17 protein-coding genes are annotated in these 18,040 nt (G+C 64.7%); 8 read left to right on the top strand and 9 right to left on the bottom strand.

The window, feature by feature from the left end; translation table 11 throughout:
* Nucleotides 1–116: 116 nt before the first annotated feature.
* Complete coding sequence (locus tag ACSVHC_RS17825; RefSeq protein ID WP_437770852.1) at nt 117–1,355, top strand: NAD(P)/FAD-dependent oxidoreductase; 1,239 nt, start codon at nt 117–119, stop codon at nt 1,353–1,355.
* Here ACSVHC_RS17825 and ACSVHC_RS17820 read toward each other — a convergent pair.
* Nucleotides 1,334–2,602, bottom strand: coding sequence for a cysteine desulfurase family protein (locus ACSVHC_RS17820; protein ID WP_437770853.1), 1,269 nt, complete (start codon nt 2,600–2,602; stop codon nt 1,334–1,336). The genes ACSVHC_RS17825 and ACSVHC_RS17820 overlap by 22 nt on opposite strands.
* Nucleotides 2,603–2,669: 67 nt before the next feature.
* On the bottom strand, nt 2,670–3,335 hold the full coding sequence (locus ACSVHC_RS17815; protein ID WP_437770854.1) for a helix-turn-helix transcriptional regulator: 666 nt from the start codon (nt 3,333–3,335) through the stop codon (nt 2,670–2,672).
* A gap of 90 nt (nt 3,336–3,425) precedes the next feature.
* Between ACSVHC_RS17815 and ACSVHC_RS17810 the strand changes: the two genes are divergently transcribed.
* A complete protein-coding gene (locus ACSVHC_RS17810) occupies nt 3,426–3,845 on the top strand; it encodes a hypothetical protein (protein WP_437770855.1) in 420 nt (139 codons plus the stop codon).
* 9 nt (nt 3,846–3,854) lie between these two features.
* On the opposite strand, the gene ACSVHC_RS17805 is transcribed toward ACSVHC_RS17810, so the two are convergent.
* Complete coding sequence (locus ACSVHC_RS17805) at nt 3,855–4,733, bottom strand: diacylglycerol/lipid kinase family protein (RefSeq protein WP_439181166.1); 879 nt, start codon at nt 4,731–4,733, stop codon at nt 3,855–3,857.
* A gap of 237 nt (nt 4,734–4,970) precedes the next feature.
* Here ACSVHC_RS17805 and ACSVHC_RS17800 point away from each other — a divergent pair, with 237 nt between their 5' ends.
* The 5 genes from ACSVHC_RS17800 (at nt 4,971) to ACSVHC_RS17780 (ending at nt 8,983) form a co-directional block, all read left to right on the top strand.
* The gene (locus ACSVHC_RS17800; RefSeq protein ID WP_437774065.1) at nt 4,971–5,921 is read left to right on the top strand and encodes a J domain-containing protein; all 951 of its coding nucleotides are present in this window, start codon (nt 4,971–4,973) and stop codon (nt 5,919–5,921) included.
* 44 nt (nt 5,922–5,965) lie between these two features.
* Nucleotides 5,966–6,433: a tRNA (cytidine(34)-2'-O)-methyltransferase gene (locus ACSVHC_RS17795; RefSeq protein WP_345452900.1), complete on the top strand. Its 468-nt coding sequence runs from the start codon at nt 5,966–5,968 to the stop codon at nt 6,431–6,433.
* A 232-nt stretch (nt 6,434–6,665) separates the two neighbouring features.
* Entirely contained in the window at nt 6,666–7,262 is a 597-nt protein-coding gene (gene sigK, locus ACSVHC_RS17790) for an ECF RNA polymerase sigma factor SigK (protein WP_437774066.1), read from the top strand.
* Between the two features lies 1 nt (nt 7,263).
* Nucleotides 7,264–8,142, top strand: coding sequence for an anti-sigma factor (locus ACSVHC_RS17785; RefSeq protein WP_437770857.1), 879 nt, complete (start codon nt 7,264–7,266; stop codon nt 8,140–8,142).
* A 79-nt stretch (nt 8,143–8,221) separates the two neighbouring features.
* A complete protein-coding gene (locus ACSVHC_RS17780; protein WP_439181164.1) occupies nt 8,222–8,983 on the top strand; it encodes a MerR family transcriptional regulator in 762 nt (253 codons plus the stop codon).
* Between the two features lie 90 nt (nt 8,984–9,073).
* Here ACSVHC_RS17780 and ACSVHC_RS17775 read toward each other — a convergent pair whose 3' ends face one another.
* From ACSVHC_RS17775 to ACSVHC_RS17750, 6 genes are all read right to left on the bottom strand, one after another.
* A complete protein-coding gene (locus tag ACSVHC_RS17775; RefSeq protein WP_437770859.1) occupies nt 9,074–10,447 on the bottom strand; it encodes a GntT/GntP/DsdX family permease in 1,374 nt (457 codons plus the stop codon).
* A complete protein-coding gene (locus tag ACSVHC_RS17770) occupies nt 10,444–10,989 on the bottom strand; it encodes a gluconokinase (protein ID WP_437770860.1) in 546 nt (181 codons plus the stop codon). Before ACSVHC_RS17770 ends, ACSVHC_RS17775 begins: the two co-directional genes overlap by 4 nt.
* Before the next feature lie 74 nt (nt 10,990–11,063).
* Nucleotides 11,064–11,843, bottom strand: a complete 780-nt coding sequence (locus ACSVHC_RS17765; RefSeq protein ID WP_437770861.1) for a PIG-L deacetylase family protein — start codon at nt 11,841–11,843, stop codon at nt 11,064–11,066.
* A 4-nt stretch (nt 11,844–11,847) separates the two neighbouring features.
* On the bottom strand, nt 11,848–12,801 hold the full coding sequence (locus tag ACSVHC_RS17760; RefSeq protein ID WP_437770862.1) for an electron transfer flavoprotein subunit alpha/FixB family protein: 954 nt from the start codon (nt 12,799–12,801) through the stop codon (nt 11,848–11,850).
* 14 nt (nt 12,802–12,815) lie between these two features.
* The gene (locus ACSVHC_RS17755) at nt 12,816–13,616 is read right to left on the bottom strand and encodes an electron transfer flavoprotein subunit beta/FixA family protein (protein WP_345452890.1); all 801 of its coding nucleotides are present in this window, start codon (nt 13,614–13,616) and stop codon (nt 12,816–12,818) included.
* Nucleotides 13,617–13,892: 276 nt separating this feature from the next.
* The gene (locus ACSVHC_RS17750) at nt 13,893–15,548 is read right to left on the bottom strand and encodes a S1C family serine protease (protein ID WP_437770863.1); all 1,656 of its coding nucleotides are present in this window, start codon (nt 15,546–15,548) and stop codon (nt 13,893–13,895) included.
* A 331-nt stretch (nt 15,549–15,879) separates the two neighbouring features.
* On the opposite strand from ACSVHC_RS17750, the gene ACSVHC_RS17745 reads away from it, so the two are divergent.
* Nucleotides 15,880–17,964: a TPM domain-containing protein gene (locus tag ACSVHC_RS17745; protein WP_437770864.1), complete on the top strand. Its 2,085-nt coding sequence runs from the start codon at nt 15,880–15,882 to the stop codon at nt 17,962–17,964.
* Nucleotides 17,965–18,040: the final 76 nt, after the last annotated feature.

The raw sequence follows: 18,040 nt of genomic DNA, 5'->3' as shown, positions 1-18,040 counted from the left end.
CACCGTCGCGGACGATTCTAAAGTCAAAACTAGCAGTTTTAGATGAGGCTGTTCGCGCGTTCACGCGCACCCGGGCTGCCCACGCTAACCGCCCACGCCCCGCGAATCGAGTCACCATGGACACTGAACACATCGTTATTGCAGGCGGCGGGCTGGCCGGCGCCACGGCGGCCAAGACCCTCCGGTCCGAAGGCTTCGAGGGCCGCATCACCGTGGTCTGCGCCGAGAATGAACAGCCCTACTTGCGGCCTCCCCTCTCCAAGGAGTTCCTCCTGGGCAAAGCGGGCGAGGATGCCGTTCCGGTGCTGGCAGCCGGCTGGTACGGGGAAAACGACGTCGAACTCCTCCTTGGCGACCCTGTTGCGGCTGCCGATCCTGCCGCCCACACAGTACAACTGGAATCAGGAACCGAGCTTCGGTTCAGCAAGCTCCTGATCGCCACAGGGGCGCAGCCGCGCCGGATTCCGCTCCCCGGTTCCGATCTTGCCGGTGTCATGACGTTCCGGACGTTCAATGATTCGCGCCGGCTCAAGGAAGAGCTGGCCGGCGGAGGCCGGAATGTGGTGATGATCGGCTCCGGTTGGATCGGCATGGAGCTTGCCGCCGCGGCGAGCAGCTACGGGAACACAGTAACCCTGCTGGGACTGGAAGACGTGCCGCTCAGCATGGCCATCGGCCCGGAACTGGGCGGTTTCTTCCGCAGCCTCCACGAAAAGCACGGCGTACAGTTCCGGCTCCCCGCGAGCGCGGCGGAAATCATGGGCACCGGGGGCAAAGCGATCGCCGTCGTCACCAACTCCGCCGAAGTCCTTCCCGCTGACCTCGTGGTGGTGGCCGTCGGCGTCGTTCCGGACACGGGCCTGGCCGAAGCCGCAGGGCTTGATATCCGCAACGGGATCCTGGTGGATTCTTCGCTCCGGTCCAGCAGTCCGGACGTGTTCGCGGCCGGAGACGTTGCCAATGCCCTCCACCCTTTCACCGGCGATCATCACCGCAGCGAGCACTGGTCCAACGCCCTCAACGGCGGGAAGGTCGCGGCCAAAGCGATGCTGGGACAGGACTCGATGCTGGACGTGGTCCCGTATTTCTATACTGACCAGTTCGACGTCTCGATGGAGTACTGGGGATATCCCACGCTCGCGGCGGGTTCCGCACCTGTCATCCGCGGCGCGTTTGAGGACAACAGCTTCCTCGCCTTCTGGCTAAAGGGTGGCGCCGTCGTGGCGGCCATGAGTGTCAACCAGCAACGGGTACAGAAGCCGGTCAAGGCACTCATTTCGGGGCGCATTCCGGTAGACGTGGACCGCCTGACTGATCCGGTCGTTCCGCTTGATCAGTTGTTGCCCGGAACCTGATGGCCCCCCGAACCGCCGGCAGAGCCGCTGTCGTAGCCCCGGGCCACAGTGGCTGCAGTCTGGATGCTGGACTCATGCCCTGCCATTCCGGCAAGCTTCGCCCGGGCATACGCGTCCGGAAGGGCCTTGAGCAGGGCGTCGACGTCGGCGTCGTTTGAAGAGTGGCCCAAGCTGAACCGTTGTGCCCCGCGGGCGGTGTCCTCGTCCAAACCCATGGCAAGCAAGACGTGCGAGGGCCTGGGGACTCCCGCGGTGCAGGCGGATCCGGTGGATGATTCGATGCCCGCGAGGTCCAGGAGGAACAGCAAGGAATCGCCTTCACAGCCAGGGAACGTGAAATGCGCGTTGCCGGGGAGCCGGGCGTCTCCGGGCGCTCCACGCAAGACCGCCTCGGGAATTGCAGCCCGGACACCGTCGATGATCCGGTCCCGCAAGGCGCTGATCCGCTCGCGCTCTGCTGCCAGGTTTTGAGCCACAGACTCCGCCGCGGCGGCGAATGCCGCGATCGACGCCGTGTCCAGGGTTCCCGAGCGGACGTCGCGTTCCTGCCCTCCCCCGTGCTGGACTGGAGTGACCTTGGTGGACCGCCCCAGGAAGAGGGCACCCACGCCCACGGGCCCTCCGATTTTGTGGCTGGAGACCGACATTGCGGCGAGCCCTGAGTCGCGGAAGCTCAGGGGAATCGAGCCGAAAGCCTGGACTGCGTCCGAGTGCACCGGGATGCCGTGGGTGGCGGCGATTTCCACGATCTCCTTGACCGGCTGGATGCTGCCCACCTCGTTATTTGCCCACATGACGGTGACCAGGGCTACCGATCCCGGATCACGCTCGATCTCTGCCCGTACAGCTTCCATCCGCACGACGCCCCGGGAATCGACGGGGAGCCACACCGCTTCCGCCCCTTCGTGCCGTTCTAGCCATTCGACCGTGTCCTGCACCGCGTGGTGCTCGACGGCGGAGCAAAGGATCCGCTTGCGGCGGCCATCTTCGTCGTGGCGGGCCCAGTACATCCCCTTGACGGCGAGGTTGTCTGCTTCGGTGCCTCCCGATGTGAAGATGAGCTCTGAGGGATGCGCCCCGGCCGCTGCCGCAATCGCTTCCCGCGCGTCTTCCACGGATCGCCGGGCACGCCGTCCGGAAGCGTGCAACGATGACGGATTGCCGGTCCGTGCCAGCTCGCGGGTCATGGCGGTGAGGGCGACGGCGGCAAGGGGCGTGGTGGCGGCATGGTCCAGGTAAACAGGCACCACCCAAGTCTATCGAGGCAGGCGGATCCGGGCTTCGCCGACGGAGGGTGCCTTCAGTGCCGCTTCCCTAATCCGCGGGGAGGATCCTTGCGCAGCAATGGCCTTCGCGGTTGTCGTCAGCGATCCGGGCCTCGGCAATTCCGCAGGCGGCCGCCGCTCCGCTCAGGAAGGCGCCGTTCATGGCGCAGACGACGCTCGTGTGGCTTTCGGCCAGCCGGTGGAACGGGCAATTGACCAGCGAGTACCCGCCGTCGTCGTCAACTTCCGGCCTGTAACCGTAGTTCGCCAAGACATCCTCGAAACGGGGCTCCGCGCTGCCGGCCTCGAGGCCCCGGGCGTAGGCGGTTTCGAGGAGAGCTTCGCGGGGGGAACCACCCTTCGCCATCAGGTCCTGGATGGCAGAGGCCATCACTTCCCCGGCGAGGTCATAGTGGCGCTCCGGAACCGAGACGCCGATCTCTTCAATGACGGGCGTGTACAGCTTCGCAGGCCGTCCGGAACCCGGGCCGACCTTGCCGCCGAGTTTGCGGAACTCAACACTAAGGAGCCCGTCACGGACCAGCCGGTCGAGGTGGAAGGAGGCCGTGCTGCGGGGAAGCCCCAGGGCCATCGCGGCGTCGTCGCGACTGACTGCATCACTTGCGCTGCAGACGTGCTCGTACAAGCGACGACGGTTGCCGTCGTCGAGGGATGCCAAAGCGGAGAGCCGACGCAGCCACGGAAGTCCGGTCATGGATCCAGCTTAACTCTAAAATCAACACTCATTGCTTAATCCTTCGGATTTTTCTAAAATCAAATTATCCATTTTTAGAAAGAAGGCATCATGAACACCGCATCATCCCCAGCCCAGGCGAAAACCCGATCGCTGATGTCCATGGATCCGCAACGGCAGGCTTTCCTGCTCCTTCGGACCGTGTTCACCGTGGCGCCGATCCTTTTCGGTCTGGACAAGTTCACCAACCTGCTCACCCACTGGACGATGTATTTGGCGCCCGTGGCCACCTCGGTGATTCCGATCCCGGCCCAGACCTTCATGTACATCGTGGGCGTTGTGGAGATCGTGGCCGGCATCGCGGTGGCGGCCCGTCCGCGCTTTGGCTCGCTCCTGGTGGCCGTGTGGCTCCTGGGCATCATCGTGAACCTGCTGGTGCTCGGCAACTTCTTCGACGTCGCCCTCCGCGACTTCGGACTGCTCGTGGGCGCACTCGCGCTCAACCGCTTGGCCGTCGCCTCGCGTCGCTGAGCGGCCAGGTTAGGCCAATACCCGCAGGGCGCCCGGAACCACCTCGATGTCCAGTGGAAGGAGACCGATCCGCTCGCCGTCGGCGTAGGCCACCACGTCCTCGGCGGCAAGGCGCACCGAGCGCACCCGGCGGATTTCCACGGCCGGGTGCGAGGTGTGCCGTCCGGAGAAGACCTTCGGGAAGACCGCAAGGAGGGCCAGCCGGGACAGGGGCCTGACGATAAACAGATCCAGCAATCCGTCGTCGGGCGCGGCATCCGGGACGATGCGCATGCCGCCGCCGATCGACTGGGCGTTTGCCACGGAGATCAGCATGGCGCCATCGTGCGATGCCACGCCATCGGCAGTCACGGTGTAGTTGATGGCCCGGAACGATCCGAGCTCCCGGAGCATCGCAAGGGTGTAGCGGAGGGCGCCGCGGGGCCATCTCCAGGAGTTGGCCCGTTCATTGACAGCGGCGTCGAACCCCGCAGATACGGCTCCGGCAAACCAAATGGTCCGCCCGCCAGTGGTGATGCGGCCTGCATCGAGCACCCGGCCACCGTCGGCGAGCGCCGAAATCACGCGGGCACAGGAGCCCTCGACATCCTGCAAAGGCAGCCCCAGCATCCGGGCAACGTCGTTTCCCGTACCCACGGGAACAATCCCGAGCGGCACCCCGGTCCCGCTCAGTGAGTTGACGCCCAAATGGACCATGCCGTCGCCGCCCACCACTACCAAGGCTTCGGCGCCTTCGCGAAGCGCTTCGCCTACAGCTTCCCGCAGGGCGTCCATGCTGTCGCGCCGAAGCATGACGACGTCGAGACCCGCCGCGCGGAGGCAGCGGGCGGCGCCGTCCCCGGCAGGGGCATGCCGTCCAAACGCTGCGGTTGGATTGACCGCCAGCACGATCCTTCGGCGGGCAGACCCGTTAATCCCATCCGTGCCGGCACTTGGTTGGTCAATGGGATGATCGGGGCCGGCCGGGGAGTTCACAGCATGAATCATGCCACCGGCAGGGGCGGGATCCGGGGAACTAAAGCCCGGGCCGCCGTCGTTCTCATGGTGGGCTGGCTAGACTTGCCAAGATCGCCGCTCCGCACCGGGACGGCGGGAACCTTCAGAATCCCAGAGAAAGGCCCGTGGTTGGCTCAGGGCAGCAGTTCCCACTATCAGATCCTCCGGGTTCCCGTCACGGCGACGGACAAGGAGATCAAAGTGGCCTACCGGAAGGCCGCGAGGAACGCCCACCCGGACCATGGCGGGGATCCTGAGGTCTTTCGACAGGTCACGCTCGCATACGAGACCCTGATTGACCCCAAACGACGCGCGGAGTACGACCGCCGCTACGCGAGCGGCACTTCGGGCAGGGCGAGCCCCTTCCCGACGGAAAGGCCGGACTACGGCGCTCCCGGACCGGAACCCCGCACCACCGCCGGTGTCCACCGGCCGAATGCGCCGCGGAACACAGCCGGTGACGCCCCCGTCTACGTCCCGCCCTTCGATGATCCCCACGAGGTGCCCCTGCTCTCCAAGGGCGAGGCCGCCCTGCAGATCCACGGGATTCCCCGGAAGCGTGGAATCTTCGGCGCCGAAGCCCGCATTCAGCGCGAAATGCGGACAGTCCAGCTCATCAGCCGCCAGATTCTGCCTGCCATCCCGTCAGCACGGCTCGTCAACGGGCTCCGCTCCCCCTCGGACGACAGCCACATCGATCATGCCCTGCTTGCCGGCTACCGCCTGGCGCTCATCGGTTCCATGCTGCTGCCCAAAGGCGCCTATGCCTGGGACGGGGTTGCGCTCAAGCACGGCGGGCGTTCGGTGCCTCCGCCGCAGCTCGAGCTGATCGTTCGCCACATGCAGGAGATCTTCCCGGAACTGAATGTGACCGGTTGGGTAGTCGTCCACAGCCCGGACGGCAACCCGCACGAACCGGTCATCGACCACTACCGGCGTACGGACGGAGACTTCGGGTCGGTGCAAATCGTCAACGCTTCCGGGCTGGCCCGCGGCCTCAAGCAGTTCCTTAGTTCTGGTCCGTTGCCAAACACGGTGGTTGTCCCGGTCCTGGCCCGGCTGCTGCGCGGCATGCACTGAGCCTGCAGGAACAACCCCGTATTTTCGCTAGCTAGGATTGATACGTGTTCCGCATCCTCTTCCATACCCCTGAAATCCCGGGCAACACGGGAAACGCCATCCGGCTCGCCGCGATCACCGGCGCTGAGCTCCACCTCGTGGAGCCGCTGGGCTTCGACTTCTCCGACGCCAAGCTGCGCCGCGCGGGACTGGACTACCACGACCTCGCGGTGGTCACGGTCCACAAGGACATCGAGGCTGCATGGGCGGCTTTGCAGCCCGAGCGCGTCTTCGCTTTCACCTCCGACGGCGAATCCTCCTATACGGACGTTGCCTACCAGGAGGGCGATGTGCTGATGTTCGGCCCCGAGTCCGTCGGGCTTCCGGACTGGCTTAAGCAGGACCCGCACGTCACGGCCCGCGTCCGGCTCCCCATGCTGCCGTCCCTCCGCTCCCTGAACCTTGCCAATGCCGCCTCCATCGCGGTGTACGAGGCCTGGCGCCAACACGGTTTTGCGGGGGCGAAACTCTAGCCTGCCGGCCTGGCCGCCCGGACAATCGCAAAGTCGCGTCGGCGGGTCACCCATCCAAAGCTCCCCCTGCGCCGAATACCCTGTGCAGGCACCAACAGCCTGGGCAGGCAGCTGGCCTGCGTGGCAAGGTGCCGGTGAAGCGACGGCCGCGGAAGGGGCGCAGGTGACTACCCTCAAGACCCGCAGTGCTTCCGGTACTGCCAGGGCCACGAGCAATCTATGCTGGACGGTGATGGATACACCGAATGTGCGAGGCCCCGAGGCCCCCAGCGTGATTGCCGGCTCGAATGCGCAGCTTGCGGAATTGCTGGGGTTGATGGCCGACGGCGACCGGGCCGCCTTCAGCGAGTTCTACCGCCTTACTGCGCGGAGGGTCTTCGGCATGGCCAAGCGCGTCTTGGTGGATGCGGGCCTGAGCGAAGATACAACCCAGGAAGTCTTCATCCAGGTCTGGCAGAACGCGGGCAAGTTCAATCCCGAGGCAGGCAGTCCCCTCGCGTGGCTCATGACCATCACACACCGGCGCGCCATCGACCGTGTCCGCTCGGCCCAGTCCGCCACGGACCGCGAAGCGAAATATGGTGCCGCGAGCCAACTCCTTGACCACGATTCAGTGGAGGAAGAAGCGAGCAGCCGGCTTGAAGCCGAGGCCGTCACCCGTTGCCTCGGCACCCTGACGGAAACGCAATTGGAATCCGTGCGGCTCGCCTACTATGGCGGGCTCACGTACCGGGAGGTCGCTGAACAACTCGGTGCCGCGATTCCGACCATCAAGTCCCGCATCCGCGATGGACTTCTCCGACTCAAGACTTGCCTGGGGGTGAGCTGACATGACCGAACACGATGACAACAATCAGAATGACGGGAAAGAAGGCCTCCGCAGGATGTTCGCCAGCGATATAGCCACTGATCTTGCCGAAGGCCGAGTCCTGGAGCTTGCCGAGATCTATGCCCTCGACGCCTTGAGCGACGCCGAGCGGGCGGAAATCGACAACTACATTGCCACAGCCCCTGTTCGCTCAGCGTTCCTAGAGCGCGTCCGGCAGTCACGCGAAACCCTCGCGGCCTCTTTCGCGGACGAGGCCGAACCCCGGCCCGGGCTCTTGGAGGACATTCTGCGGCAGCTCCCGCAACAACCACGCACTGCACAAACCGGCACAGCTTCCGCGCCGTCGTCGGTTCCCGAAGTGCCGGCTGGCCCCGCAGCGCACGTTTCCCCCGACGTCGTCGACCTCGCCGCCGCCCGGGTCCGGCGTGATCGCCGACGCTTCGGCGGCGTCCGTGGTTGGGTTGCAGCCGCTGTGGCGGCCGCGGTTATTGCGCTTGGCGGTATCGGCGTTGGCGTCTACGTGGCCGGGCAGAACGATCCCGTGAACCAAGTACTGCGGGCCGGCGACGTCCGTCAAGCCACGGTCGACGTCAACGGCGGCGGCACGGCGACCGTGTCCATCTCCAGCTCGAAGAACGCCGTGGTGGTCCGGATGAACGGAGTTCCCGCTCCCCCGGCCGGCAAGGTTTATCAGATGTGGCTTATTCCCAAGGATGGCTCCGACCCTGTCTCCCAGGGACTGATGGACGCCCAAGCCTTGAGCCATCCGGCGGTTGTCTCGGGCATTGCCAGCGCGGCGTCCATCGGCATCACAGTTGAGCCCGTGGGCGGCTCCAAGAAGCCGACACTCCCGACGGTCGCAGCAGCGCCCCTCACCTAAAGCGAGGGGCCCTGCCCCGCCGTGGGCTCTTAACGGCGGGGCTTGACCTTGACGTAGCGTCAACTTCTACGCTGGACACATGAAGCAGGACAAGGCAGGTACCTGGACCATTTCCGAACTGGCCAAGGCCAGCAAAGTTTCCTCGCGGACCCTGCGCCACTATGACCAACTCGGACTATTGGAACCTGCCCACACGGGACACAACGGCTACCGGTACTACGGCCAGCCTGAGCTGTTACGACTGCAGCGGATCCTCCTGCTTCGTGAACTTGGCCTTGGGCTCGAGACCATCGGCGAAGTTCTGGATGGCCAGGCCGATCCCGTGGAGGCACTTGCCGTGCACAGGAACTGGCTGCTGGCCGAGCGTGACCGGCTGGACCGGATGTCCCGGACGGTCGACGCCACTATCGCAGCACTACGTCAAGGAGAAACCATGACCGCGGAGAACATCTTCAAGGATTTCGACAACAACCCCTACGAAGCCGAGGCGCGCGAGCGCTGGGGCGATCGCGCCGTCGACGCGAGCAAGGCCCGGCACTCGGCAATGACAACGGCCCAGAAACAGGCCTTCATGGAGGCGTACGCGGCGCTGAACCAGGATCTCGCCCGCTGTTTCGACGCCGCCCTTCCGGCGGATCACCCGGACGTCCAGGCAGCCGTCGGCCGGCACTACAAATGGATCTGCGAGAGTTGGACCCCCAACGCGGAATCCTATGTAGGCCTGGGACAGATGTATGTGGACGACCCCCGGTTCACCGCCAATTACGACAAGGTCCGGGTCGGCCTGGCACCCTATCTACTGGAAGGCATCAAGGTCTACGCGGCAGAAATGCTCAGTTAGGGCATTCCTCAAGAAAAGCACGACGGCGGCCCGTCTCCCTTGGAAACACAGGGGACGGGCCGCCGTCGTACTGGCTGCCAAGCAGCCCCGTTAAATGATCAGCGAGAGCACCATGATGAAGCCGAAGCCGACCACCGAGATGAGCGTCTCCATCACCGACCACGTCTTGAACGTCTGCCCGACCGTCAGGCCGAAGAGTTCCTTCACGAGCCAGAACCCTGCGTCGTTGACGTGGGACAGGAAGAGCGAGCCTGCACCGATGGCCAAGGCAAGGAGCGCGGCATGCGTCGGACTCAGGCTGCTTGCCAAAGGAGCCACGATGCCTGCAGCCGTCACGGTGGCAACTGTCGCCGAGCCCGTTGCCAGGCGAAGCGCCACAGCCACGAGGAAGCCCAGGACCAGCACGGACATGTTGGCGCCTTCGGCCCATTTCTTGACCGCGTCACCGACGCCGGCACCGATGAGGGTCTGCTTGAAACCGCCGCCTGCGCCCACGATCAGCAGGATCGCGGCAATGGGTCCGAGGCTGTTGCCGAGCTTGGTTGTGATCTTGCTTCCGTTGAAGCCGACGGCGTAGCCGAAGGTCACCATGGCGGCGAGCACAGCCAGGGTCATCGCCACGAGGGGCTGGCCAATGAAGTCAAGGACGGTGCGGATCATCGGGGCATGGGCGGCGTCGGGCCAGACAATGTCCGCAACGGCCTTCAGGAGCATGAGCACCACCGGGAAAATGATCGTCAGCAAAGTAACAAGGAAAGTCGGCTGGCGCTTGACGTCGCTGAGATCGACGGCGTGCTTGGTGTCGATACCGCCCGCCACCGCGGGAGCATCCACGGGAACCCAGCGCGCGGCCAATCGGGAAAACAACGGTCCACAAATGATCACCGTGGGGACGGCCACCAGGAGCCCGAGAGCCAGGGTGGTTCCCAGTTCAGCCTTCACCGCGCTGATGGCGATGAGTGGGCCGGGGTGGGGCGGGACAAGGCCGTGCAACACGGACAAACCGGCGAGCGCAGGAATGGCAATGCGCATGAGCTTCATCTGCGAGCGCTGGGTGACCAGGACGATCACCGGAAGGAGCAGGACGAGGCCAATCTCGAAGAACATCGGGAGGCCGATGATGACAGCAACCAAGGTGATCATCCAGACCACCTTGTTCCCGCTGGCTTTCTCCAGCAAGGTGTCCACCACGCGGTTTGCGCCGCCGGAGTCCGCGAGGAGCTTGCCCAGCATGGCGCCGAGGGCAATCAGGAGGCCGACCTCCTTAAGGACGCCGCCCACGCCGTCTTCGAAGTTGCTGACCACCTTGTCGAGGCCGACTCCCGATGCCAGGCCGACGAAGGCCGAACCCAGCACGAGGGACAAGAAGGGGTGGACCTTGAATTTGGCGATCAGCAGGACAATCAGCGCAATGCCGATCGCCGCGACCACGAGAAGTTGGGTATCGTGCCCGGTCCAGTTCACGCTGCGTCTCCAGTTGTGTGTGCCGGCTGAGCCGAAAGGCCGAGCCGTTCGATGATTTCGTCGGCTTCTTCAGCCGGAGAAGCCGAGACGCAAAGCGAGATGTGGTTCTCGTCCTCGGTCGGAGCTTCCAGTGCTTCGAACTGGGATTCCAGCAGAGAGGCAGGCATGAAGTGCCCGTGGCGCGAAGCCAGCCTGTCGGAAATCCTGTCCTTGCTCCCTTGGAGGAAAACGAACACGACGCCCTCGCCGCGCAGGACATCCCGGTACTGCTTCTTCAAGGCCGAGCACGTAATGATGCCCGGCTTTCCTGCTGCCGTACGTTCCTTGATCCAATCGGCAATGATGCCCAGCCAAGGCCAACGGTCCTCATCGCTGAGTGCGTGCCCCGCCTGCATCTTTGCCACGTTCGCTTCCGGGTGCAGGTCGTCGCCTTCGGCGAGGTCCCACCCCAGCCGGCCGGCCAATACGCCTGCCACTGTCGATTTACCGGAACCGGAGACGCCCATGATCACCAATACCGGCTGTTGTGCAGTCTTCGCCATCAAAGTCTGCCTCTCTCAATTAAATATGATTTAAACGAGACTAAGCATATGACACAGGTTACACATCAGCAATTTCAGAAACCGGCGATGGTTTGGGACCCGTTGACTTCCACCACATGGAACGCCTCGGCGCTGCGCCCGCCGGCCATTCCGGCGCGCGAGGCATTGTGCCGGAGCATGCCCCGGACACCCAGTTCCATGCCCTCCAGATCGGGGTGCTGGCTCGCGTGGATCCGGATCGCCGCCAGTTTCGCGTCGATGTGGTCGGTGACATCCACGAAATAGTTCTCACGGGATTCGGGACCGGCGAAGAGCCACAGCCATGGCAGTTTGAAGGCCTCGAGGCCGGCTTCCGCCAGCTCCGGGTAGGCGAAGGGGTTCTCCACCGCGGGGTACACCGCCCGCGTCACGATCTCTCCCACGGCGAGGTGGTCGGGATGGCTCTTCTGGATCCTGTCCCAATTGCGTTCCGGGTGCATGGCAAGGACCACGTCGGGGCGGATTTCGCGGATGAGCTTCACCACTTGCTTGATGACCCCATGCGTGGGTTCCAGGTAGCCATCGCGCTCATGGAGGTAGTGCACATCCGTCACGCCGACGAGGGCAGCGGCTTGTCTCTGTTCCTCTGCGCGCATGGAGATGATCTCTTCGCGGTGGGCAGGATCGAAGCCTCCGGCATCGCCGTCGGTCATGACGCAGTAGCTGACCTCGACGCCGGCAGCGGTCCAGGCAGCGATGGTGCCGGCCGCGCCGAAGTCAATGTCGTCCGGATGGGCGGTAAAACAAAGCACCCGCTCGACGCGCTCCGTGGAGGCGTCGAACGGGCTCTTTGCTGACGTGGCGTCAGAAGACAAGGGATCAGCCTTTCCGCTTTTTGATCTCTTCGGTGGCCTGCGGAACAACCTTGAAGAGGTCACCGATGATGCCGAAGTCCGCGATTTCGAAGATCGGCGATTCAGCATCCTTGTTGATCGCGACGATGACCTTGGAGGTCTGCATCCCGGCCTTCTGCTGGATCGCTCCGGAGATGCCCGCCGAAATGTAGAGCTGCGGGGACACGGTCTTGCCCGTCTGGCCAACCTGGTAGTCATGGCCGATCCAGCCTGCATCCGTGGCGGCGCGGGAAGCCCCGAGTGCGCCGCCCAGCGCGTCGGCCAGTTCTTCCAAAGGACCGAAGTCGCCGTCGACGCCGCGTCCGCCGGCAACAACGATCCGTGCTTCGGTGAGCTCGGGACGGCCGCTGACGGGCTTTTCTGCACGCCCGGTGACCCGTGCGGCATTCGCGGTGGCATCGGCCGGGACGTCGATAGTGACGGTTTCGGGCGTGCTTGCCGCGGCCGGGACCCCGACGTCGACGCTGTTCGGCTTGACTGTGAGCACCGCGACGGCAGTGCGCGCCTTGGCCGTGGTGGTGTACGAGCCTGCCAGGACCGACTTGTGGGCCGTGCCGTCGGCGTCGACGCCCACAACGTCGGTGATGACCCCGGCGTTGAGCTTCACCCCGAGACGGGCCGCGATCTCCTTGCCATCGGCGGTGTTCTCGAGCAGGACGGTCCCGGCCCCGGAGGCCGCAACGACTGCGGCAAGATATGCGGCTTTCGGCGCAACCAGGTAATCGTCCAGGTCCGTGGCGGACGGGCGGTAGAGAGCCGAGGCTCCTTGAGCACCCAGGGCGGCCGCGACGTCGTCGTGCAGTTCCCCGTTGACGGCCACCACAGTTTCCCCAAGGGAACGCGCGATCGTTAGGAGTTCCAGGCTGCTCTTCTTGAGCGCCGCGCCCGGGTTGTCAATGAATACAAGTGCTTTTGCCATGTGTCGGAATCCTCTTAGAGCAGCTTCTGGGCGGCCAGGAACTCAACCAGCTTGATGCCGGCGTCGCCTTCGTCGGTGATGATGGTGCCGGCAGTGCGCGGCGGCCGCGCCTCAGCGGTCTCGACGGCGGTCAGTGAACCCGCGGCGCCCACCTGCGCTGCATCGACGCCGATATCGGCCAGCGTGAGTGCGGTGATTTTCTTCTTCTTCGCTGCAAGGATGCCCTTGAAGTTGGGGTATCGCGGCTCGTTGATCTGGTCCGTCACGGACACCAGTGCGGGCAAGCTTGCCTCCACGGTGTCCGCGTGGGCGTCACCGTCACGGCGCGCTACGATGCGTTCGCCGTTGACCTCCAGGGAGGAAGCGAAAGTGACCTGCGGGAGTCCGAGCCGCTCAGCGAGCTGGGCCGGAACCAAGGACGTTTCGCCGTCGGTAGAGGCCATGCCCGTCAGGACGAGGTCCACGGGCGAATCGGCGCCGAGATACCGGATCGCCGCGGCGAGAGCCAGCGAGGTGGCGGCGGCATCGGAACCGGCCAACGCGTCATCGCTCAAATGCGCTCCCGAGGAGGCACCGATCTGCAAGGACTTCTTGACGGCGTTCACGGCACCGGCGGGACCCATGCTCAAGGCGATCACCTCGTTGCCGGCCTTGGCGCCTCCGCGCGCTTCGCTCAGCTGCAGCGCGGCTTCAAGCGCATATTCGTCCAGTTCGGACAGAATGCTCTCGTCGCGGTCCGTGGTGTTGCCTGGGCCGGTGAGGTGTCGGTCGAACTGCGCGTCCGGGACGTGCTTGACCAGAACAACAATCTTCAATGTATCTCCCACTGTGTTCGAGGCAGCCTTCCATACTCGGGGATGGCCCGCAACTAGGCGCATGGCCAAGAGTGCCCGGCGTACGGGCTCGTCCTAGCTAAGCATATTGCGGAACAAGTCGGACAACGGCGCCGCGTTAACTCCTGTTTCGTGGATGGCCCCGCCTACGGCGGCAAGCGCACACCAGGACGGCGGGCCGCACCGCTTGTGGTGCCGCCCGCCGTCGTCGACTGATTGTTGGTTTCCGTGCTGGAATCCGCTGCTACAGCGCAGCTGTTACGGTGCAGCATCCAGTGTCACGTCGAGCTCCTGGGACTGGCCGCTGCGCTGGACGGTCACCTTGACCGTTGCGCCTGCCGGCTGCTCCCGGACGGCCGCAGTGAGCTGCTCTGGATCGGTGATGTCTATACCGGCGAACTTTGTCACGACGTCGCCCACCTTGAGTCCGGCCTTCTCAGCTGCCGAGCCCTTGGTAACAGCCGCAACCTGCGCGCCGACCGAGAACCCGGAGCTGCTGCCTGTTGCCGACTTAGGCTGCACGCTCACGCCGAACTGACCGTGGGTGGCTTTGCCGTTCTTGATGAGTTCCTGCGCAATACGCTTCGCGTTGTTGATCGGGATGCTGAAGCCCACACCAATGTTGCCGCTGGACGAAGACGAAGAACTGCTGCTGCCGGCAGAAGCGATCGCCACGTTGACGCCGATGATCTCACCCTTGGTGTTGACGAGCGCTCCACCGGAGTTGCCCGGGTTGATCGGCGCGTCGGTCTGGATCACGTTGAGCGAAACGGTGCCCTGGCCCGCACTGCTCTGGCTCTGGCCACCGCCTGGAGGGGCGAATTGGAATCCGCCCTGGCCGCCGTTTTGCGAATTGTCCGAGCCACCGTTGGGAACAGCCGAGGACGCCACGCTGATGGTGCGGTTGAGCGTGGACACGATGCCGTCGGTGACCGTGCCGGGCAGGCCGAGCGGAGCGCCGATGGCGATGGCGTTGTCTCCGACGTTGATCTTGCTGGAATCACCCAGGGTAGCCGGCACAAGGCCGGAGGCGTTGTCCACCTTGATGATGGCGAGGTCCGAAAGCGGGTCCGTACCCACTACCGTCGCCTTCAGCACGCGTCCATCGCTCAGCCGCACTTCAATGGCGGCGTTGGCGCTGGCGCCGTCAAGGGTCACCACGTGGGTGTTCGTCAGGATATGGCCCTGGTCGTCGAGGATGATGCCCGAACCGGTGCCGCCCGTGCTTCCGCTCGAAGCCATGATGGTCACGACGCTCGGTGAAGCCTTGGCCGCCGCTGCGGTGATGGCGTTGACGTTGTCCGTGTTGTTGACTATCACGGTTCCCGTCTGGCCGCTAGTGGCCGCCGCCGGCGTCCGGCTGCTTAGCAATTGATCACTGGCGGCCACCACGCCTCCGCCCACGAGACCGGCTGCCAGGATGCAGGCCACCAAGGTCCCGACGCCGAAGACCGGCTTCCGTTTCGGGCTAGCCGCCGGACCGCCGGGGTGGACCGGGAACTGCTGCGTGGGATAGTGCTGCGCTGGGTTCGGTCCGCCATAGAAAGGCTGGTGCTGCGGGTACGGGTGCTGCGGTCCCGCGCTGTGCTGTGGCGCTTCGTGTTGGGGCGCTCCGTGTTGGAGCGCTCCGTTCTGAGCCTGGATCTGCTCGGTGGCGTTTTCGGCCGGCCCCTGGGCCCAGGGTGCCGGAGCTACCGGAGTCTGCGCTGTGTGTTCGGGCTGCGCGGGGTATTCGGGCTGCGCGGGGTATTCGGGCTTCGCAGTGAAATCCTGACCCGGCTGGTATGCCGGCAGCGGGGCCGTAGGCTGGGAATTGGCTTGCTTGTCCGCCTCCGCCTGGCCGGCGCCCTCAGGACCATGGTTCTCGGGGCCATTGTTCTCAGGCGCGGCGCCCTGTGCTGGGTTCTCCGTCATGGGACTTCCTTTCTTCCTCGTCCCCTTAACTATCGTCGCTCTTGCTGGATCAAGAGTCGACGTTCGCTGGGAGCTTGCTGAACGCCGTCATCGGAATGGCCCTGTGCACTCGAATGGCGCCGACTAGCCCCTCAACGTTGGAGAAGGAAGGATCTCTCCCCGTTTCGCTGGCGGCATATTTGCCGCTGTGGACGCTCCAAAAGGTGCACCATAGTATCAAGTGGAATTGCCACAGCGACCTGCCGCTTGACAACCATGCGTGGGGGCGCTGACGCATTCTGTTTCGATTGCTCCGGCCCGGACCAATCGCAGACGTGCTGAAGGGTTGCACATGCGGTCAATGTTGAAACGTGTACTCGCCATCATCGGCCTGGCTGGAATGCTGGTCCTCCCGGCAACCGCAGCCTGGGCAGAGGGTCCAGTGACAATCCCCTCCGGCCAGAACATCGTGGACAACGCGAATGTTCTGGGCAACCGCAAGGGCGAGGTCCAGGACGCCATCCAGAAGCTCCTGAAGGACCACAAATACAACTTGTACGTGGTCACTGTGAATTCCTTCGACAACCCCTCATCGCCCGCAGACTGGGCCGCGGCAGTGGCCACCAAGAAGGGTATGGGCAAGTCTGACGTCATTCTGGCCATCTCCACGGCCGGTCAGTACTATTTCGCACCCAACTCTGCAAGTGCGATCTATTCCAAGAGGTCAACCATTTCGTCCAATGCCATCGCGGCCAACCTGGGCGCAGGCAAGCGGGACTTTGCCCAGGCAGCCATCGACACCGCAGCCGCCGTCGGCGACGCCGCCGGTGGGGGCAGCGGCACGGTTCCGAGCGGCAACTCGGGTGCAGCCGTATTGATCGGCGCGGGTGTTGTTGCGGCGGGCGGTGTGGGCACGTACTTGTACTTCCGTAACCGCCGCAAGAAGGGCCAGGCATCCGGAACGAGCTACGGCCCGCAAGGAGAACAGCTCGATCCCCTGGCCTCCTTGAGCATCCCGGACTTGCGGCGAAAAGCCGGCTCCCTGCTCATCGAAGCGGATGACACCATCAAATCCAGCGAACAGGAACTCGGCTTCGCCCAGGCGCAATATGGCGATGCCGCCGTCGGGAACTTCACCAAGGCATTGCTGGAAGCCAAGAACCACATGACCGAATCCTTCAAGCTGCAGCAACAGCTCGATGACCACATCCCGGACACCGAAGAGCAGCAGCGCAGTTGGCTCGGCGAAATCATCCGACGCTCGGAGGCTGCCCTCGAGTCGTTGCGCGAACAGAAGGCCGATTTCGACTCCCTGCGCGAACTCGAGAAGAACGCGCCGCAGGCTTTGGCCACTGTTGCCGCAGGCGCCAACGAAGCCGAGGCAAAAATCAGCAGCGCGGAGGAATCGCTCAACGGACTGCGCGAGAAGTACGCAGACAGCGCACTTGGCCACGTGAGCGACAACATCACCCAGGCCAAGGACCGGCTCGCCTTCGTCCACAACGCGACAACAACGGCGCAGGAAAAGCTCGCCGCCGGTGAGAGCAGCCTTGCCGCAGTAGCAGTCCGCGCTGCGGAAGAGGGCCTGCACCAAACCAACGTGCTGATCGACGCGATCTCCAAGGTAGCGGGCAGCCTCGACGAAGCCCGGAACTCGCTGGAGGGCGCCGTCGTGGAGACCAGCCAGGACCTGGCACAGGCCAAAGCGATGATCCAGTCCGGCGAACACCCTGAACTGGCTGGCCCGGTTGCCGGTGTCGAAGCCGCACTGGCGCAGGTCAAAATCGAAATCCAGGGCGGAAAAATCGACCCCATCGCCACTCTGGACCGCGTGGAGAAGGCCCATCAGGCCTTGGACCAGTCCCTCTCAGGCATCCGCGACCAGCAGGAACAGGCAAGGCGTGCACAGGCCGCGCTCCAGCAGACCATCATGGCTGCCCAGTCCCAGATCAGCGCCACCTCGGACTACATCGCGGCGCGACGCGGCGGCGTGGGCACCGAGGCCCGTACCCGCCTGGCCGAAGCCCAACGGAATCTCGACTACGCCCTGTCCATTTCCCACAACGACCCGGTCACCGCACTGACGTACGCCCAGCAGGCCCAGTCGCTCGCTGCACAAGCCGCGCAACTGGCCCAGTCCGACGTCGATCAGTTCGGCGGCTTCGCCAACCAAGGCTACGGCCGCGGCGGCATGTTCGGCGGAGGCGGCAACGGTGGTGGCCTCGGCGGAGCGATCCTCGGCGGCATCCTCATCAACTCCATCCTCCACGGCGGCGGAGGCGGCTGGGGCGGTGGAAACAACGACGGCGGAGGCGGAGGCTTCTTCGGCGGCGACGGCGGTGGGGGCGGAGGCTTCTTCGGCGGCGACGGCGGAGGTGGAGGCGACTTCGGCGGCGGCGGAGGCGACTTCGGCGGCGGCGACTCCGGCAGCTTCTAGCTCCCAAAGACTAGGTGGGGGGCCGGTCCCCCACGTAGAGCGGTACAAAAACTGATCACTGGATTCAGTGGGCACC

It is taken from the genome of Arthrobacter sp. KNU-44 (assembly GCF_051843155.1).
GTDB lineage: Bacteria > Actinomycetota > Actinomycetes > Actinomycetales > Micrococcaceae > Arthrobacter.
The sequence above is the reverse complement of the archived record's forward strand: the minus strand, read 5'-3'. Positions and strand labels throughout refer to the sequence as shown.

Coding starts and splice junctions, on each gene's coding strand:
- ACSVHC_RS17825 (WP_437770852.1), top strand. CDS start 117: ATGGACACTGAACACATCGTTATTGCAGGCGGCGGGCTGGCCGGCGCC.
- ACSVHC_RS17815 (WP_437770854.1), bottom strand. CDS start 3,335: ATGACCGGACTTCCGTGGCTGCGTCGGCTCTCCGCTTTGGCATCCCTC.
- ACSVHC_RS17810 (WP_437770855.1), top strand. CDS start 3,426: ATGAACACCGCATCATCCCCAGCCCAGGCGAAAACCCGATCGCTGATG.
- sigK (WP_437774066.1), top strand. CDS start 6,666: ATGGATACACCGAATGTGCGAGGCCCCGAGGCCCCCAGCGTGATTGCC.
- ACSVHC_RS17785 (WP_437770857.1), top strand. CDS start 7,264: ATGACCGAACACGATGACAACAATCAGAATGACGGGAAAGAAGGCCTC.
- ACSVHC_RS17780 (WP_439181164.1), top strand. CDS start 8,222: ATGAAGCAGGACAAGGCAGGTACCTGGACCATTTCCGAACTGGCCAAG.
- ACSVHC_RS17770 (WP_437770860.1), bottom strand. CDS start 10,989: ATGGCGAAGACTGCACAACAGCCGGTATTGGTGATCATGGGCGTCTCC.
- ACSVHC_RS17760 (WP_437770862.1), bottom strand. CDS start 12,801: ATGGCAAAAGCACTTGTATTCATTGACAACCCGGGCGCGGCGCTCAAG.
- ACSVHC_RS17750 (WP_437770863.1), bottom strand. CDS start 15,548: ATGACGGAGAACCCAGCACAGGGCGCCGCGCCTGAGAACAATGGCCCC.
- ACSVHC_RS17745 (WP_437770864.1), top strand. CDS start 15,880: ATGCGGTCAATGTTGAAACGTGTACTCGCCATCATCGGCCTGGCTGGA.